The organism is Prochlorococcus marinus, assembly GCF_001180245.1.
GTDB lineage: Bacteria > Cyanobacteriota > Cyanobacteriia > PCC-6307 > Cyanobiaceae > Prochlorococcus_A > Prochlorococcus_A marinus_F.
This window is the reverse complement of sequence record NZ_CVSV01000018.1, coordinates 1-2,380: the sequence shown is the minus strand read 5'-3', so window position 1 is coordinate 2,380 and position 2,380 is coordinate 1. Positions and strand designations below refer to the sequence as shown.

5 protein-coding genes and 1 pseudogene are annotated in these 2,380 nt (G+C 33.3%); all 6 read left to right on the top strand.

All coding sequences use genetic code 11. From position 1 onward, the window contains the following. A partial coding sequence (locus AMO19_RS00175; RefSeq protein ID WP_306452408.1) for a L17 family ribosomal protein occupies window positions 1–95 on the top strand: 95 nt, incomplete at its 5' end. A 38-nt stretch (window positions 96–133) separates the two neighbouring features. Then, window positions 134–940, top strand: a complete 807-nt coding sequence (gene truA, locus AMO19_RS00170) for a tRNA pseudouridine(38-40) synthase TruA (protein ID WP_075506839.1) — start codon at window positions 134–136, stop codon at window positions 938–940. A 114-nt stretch (window positions 941–1,054) separates the two neighbouring features. After that, the gene (gene rplM, locus AMO19_RS00165; RefSeq protein ID WP_075506838.1) at window positions 1,055–1,486 is read left to right on the top strand and encodes a 50S ribosomal protein L13; all 432 of its coding nucleotides are present in this window, start codon (window positions 1,055–1,057) and stop codon (window positions 1,484–1,486) included. 9 nt (window positions 1,487–1,495) lie between these two features. Next, complete coding sequence (gene rpsI / locus AMO19_RS00160; protein ID WP_011819147.1) at window positions 1,496–1,906, top strand: 30S ribosomal protein S9; 411 nt, start codon at window positions 1,496–1,498, stop codon at window positions 1,904–1,906. 13 nt (window positions 1,907–1,919) lie between these two features. Then, window positions 1,920–2,024 (top strand): annotated as a pseudogene (locus tag AMO19_RS00155) (50S ribosomal protein L31); the annotation flags it as partial. Window positions 2,025–2,076: 52 nt separating this feature from the next. Further along, on the top strand, window positions 2,077–2,380 hold a 304-nt coding region (gene ndhN, locus AMO19_RS00150; protein ID WP_179850452.1), incomplete at its 3' end, for an NAD(P)H-quinone oxidoreductase subunit N.

The window sequence follows — 2,380 nt, the reverse complement described above, 5'->3', positions numbered from 1 at the left end:
GATATGGAGACAGAGATGGTGGTTATACACGTATAGTAAGAACTGTATCTAGAAAAGGTGATAACGCTCAGATGGCCATAATCGAGCTTGTTTAAGTTAGTTACTTAATTGGGCTTTTACTAAAAAATAACTTTTGAAGAGGGTAGCTTTACTAGTCCAATATGATGGAACTCATTATTCAGGTTGGCAAAAACAAAAAAATGCAACTACTGTTCAAGAAATTTTAGACAGAGCTCTCTTAAGGATTACGAATCATACAGTAAAGACTTTTGCCGCAGGTAGAACTGATGCTGGGGTTCATGCATCAGGTCAAGTAGTACACTTTGATGTTGATTGTGTTGTTCCAGGAAATAGTTATTCTGATGTCTTAAATAGTCTTTTACCCTCATCAATTAGGATCTTGGAATCAGTTGAGGTAAAAGATAGTTGGCATGCATGCTATTCAGCAATGTATAGACATTATCGATATGTCATTAATAACAGTAAATTCCCTAACTTGTTCATCAATAATTGGTCATGGCATAGATATCAAAAAGTATTAGATGAAGTTTTAATGTTAAATGCATCCAAGAAAATGATAGGAGAACATGATTTTTTTGCTTTTCAGAAAAGTGGTAGTAATAGAACAAACTCAATTACAAAAATAAAAAATATAGATATTAAAAGAGTTGAAGATTTGATTTTTGTCGATATTAAAGCTACTGGTTTTCTATATGGAATGGTTCGCTTAATTATTGGTCAACTAGTTTTAGTTGGAGAAAACAAAATATCGCCAGAAATTTTTACAGATAGATGGGTAAACAAAAAGAAAAATGATGTTAAAGAATCTGCTCCAGCTAAGGGGTTATGTTTTGTAAATGCTGTTTATGAAGAAAATGTTTTTAAAAAGATTAATAACAATGATTTTTTCCCTGTATTTTTAATTAAGGGTTTTTCTTAAGTGAGTTTTAATTAAGAGAATTTTTTGTGTAAATCATTCAAAACTGTTGTTTAATATTCCATCAATAAGGTAGAATTTAAGACTAATTTAAATTTATTTGCAGAAATTTGGTAAATGAATAAAACAATTACTCCATCTTTAGAAACAATCGAAAGAAATTGGTTTTTAGTTGACGCAAAAAATAAGACGCTTGGTAGACTTGCTACAGAAATCGCAACTGTATTGAGAGGTAAGAATAAACCAACATTTACTCCTCATCTAGATACTGGAGATTTTGTAATCGTAGTAAATGCCGAGAAAGTTGAGGTAACAGGTAAAAAAGCATCACAAAAATTGTACAGGAGACATTCTGGAAGACCAGGAGGAATGAAAATTGAAAAATTTGAGTCTTTACAGGAAAGAATTCCTGAAAGAATCATTGAGCAAGCTGTTAAGGGCATGCTGCCTCATAATTCTTTAGGAAGACAGCAGTTTAAAAAACTAAAAGTTTATAAAGGTGCTGATCATCCTCATGCTGCGCAGAATCCTGTATTATTAAATAGTTAATTTATCAAAATGAATAGTCAAATAAAAAACAAAGCTGTGTATTGGGGAACTGGAAGAAGAAAAACTTCAGTAGCTAGAGTTCGCTTGATTCCAGGAAATGGGCTAATAAAAATTAATGGTCGTTCTGGAGATGATTACTTAAACTTTAATCCCCTGCACTTAAATTCAATAAAAGCACCTCTGCAAACATTAGGCCTTGAAAATTCTTATGATATTTTGGTAAATGTTTTTGGTGGTGGATTGACTGGCCAAGCAGATGCTATAAAGCAAGGTGCAGCTCGAGCACTTTGCGAATTATCTCCTGACAATAGGAAACCGCTAAAAACGGAAGGCCATCTGAGTAGAGATCCTAGAGCTAAGGAAAGAAGAAAATATGGTCTTAAAAAAGCAAGAAAAGCTCCTCAATTCTCTAAACGTTAAAGGAATTTAAATTATGCCAAAATCAGAAATTCATCCAAAATGGTATCCAGATGCAAAAGTCATTTGTAATGGAGAAGTTGTAATGACTACTGGCTCCACTCAGCCTGAATTACAATTGTACATCATCAAGTACCATAAAATAAAATAAAATAGAAATAAAGGAAATTTTTATGCCATTACTTCTCTCAGGGAAAAAGTTTCATAACGATTTAAAAACCAACAAATGTCTTGCAATATTTGCTCCTCTTGAAGGTGGTTATGAAACTCGTCTTTTGAGGAGAATGAGGGCCAAAGGCTTTAAAACTTTTATAACTTCAGCAAGAGGGCTTGGAGATCCAGAAGTTTTCTTGCTCAAATTGCATGGCGTTAGACCACCTCACCTTGGTCATCAAAGCGTAGGAAGAAACGGAGCGCTTGGGGAAGTTCAACAAGTAATCCCACAAGCTTCTGAGTTATTTAATGAAAATGATAAAA